Source organism: Psychrobacter sp. 1U2 (assembly GCF_051847575.1).
Genome location: NZ_JBPYDC010000845.1, coordinates 1 through 807, shown reverse-complemented (window position 1 = coordinate 807; position 807 = coordinate 1). Strand labels below are relative to the sequence as shown.

The window sequence follows — 807 nt, the reverse complement described above, 5'->3', positions numbered from 1 at the left end:
CATGACTGGCATCGACGATGCTCTTTTCATTGAGGCGTGCATGACGGTTCGACTCGTGTAAGAGCTTGATGAGGCGGTCACTGTGCAGGCTAAGACGGTCTTGATCTTCAGCTTGTAAGCTTAAATGCTCAAGAAGAGTAGTTTGTGCGCTATTGTCAAAAGGATATAGGTTGGCATAATCGATAATATCCGCCATTTTGGCGACCAACGCTAGCTCATGCTCAGCTGTACGTGTCACATCATCATGGAAGTCAGCACGAACTTTGAACACAGCATCAAATTCTGGCTCTAGCTCCAGTAGTTCATAATATAAATCTGCTTCTCCAAGCAAAATCACTTTAACATCAAGATCGATTGGCATCGGTGCTAGTGATAAACTGCCTGTTAAAGTCAGCATTTGCTCAAGACTAGACAACTTGATTTTACGTGATTGTAGAGCGCGTTTTAGACCTTGCCAAGCATAGGGGTGCTCAAGTACGTGACTGGCCTCAAGCAGCAGGTAACCGCCATTTGCTCGGTGTAGTGCGCCAGCTCTTATCATACTGACATCGGTAGTCACTGTGCCCAATTGGGTAATTTGCTCGACATGTCCCAATAAATTAAGATGAGTAGGCAGATCTTCAAAGATGACTGGCACGCCGCTTTCAGGCTCATGATTTACCATGACATTGACAGCGTATCGGCTAGGGGTAGTCGCTAGTACAGCAGGAGTAAACTCTTCATCATCGCCATTAACAATATGTTCGACATGGGTCACCATATCATCGAATATCGCATTAAGATAATTCATAACAGCTGGTAGGTTAG

General features: G+C 45.0%; 1 protein-coding gene. It reads right to left on the bottom strand.

All coding sequences use genetic code 11. The features are described 5' to 3' along the window. A partial coding sequence (locus tag ACS8FD_RS19080) for an AAA family ATPase (protein WP_439277016.1) occupies window positions 1-807 on the bottom strand: 807 nt, incomplete at both ends.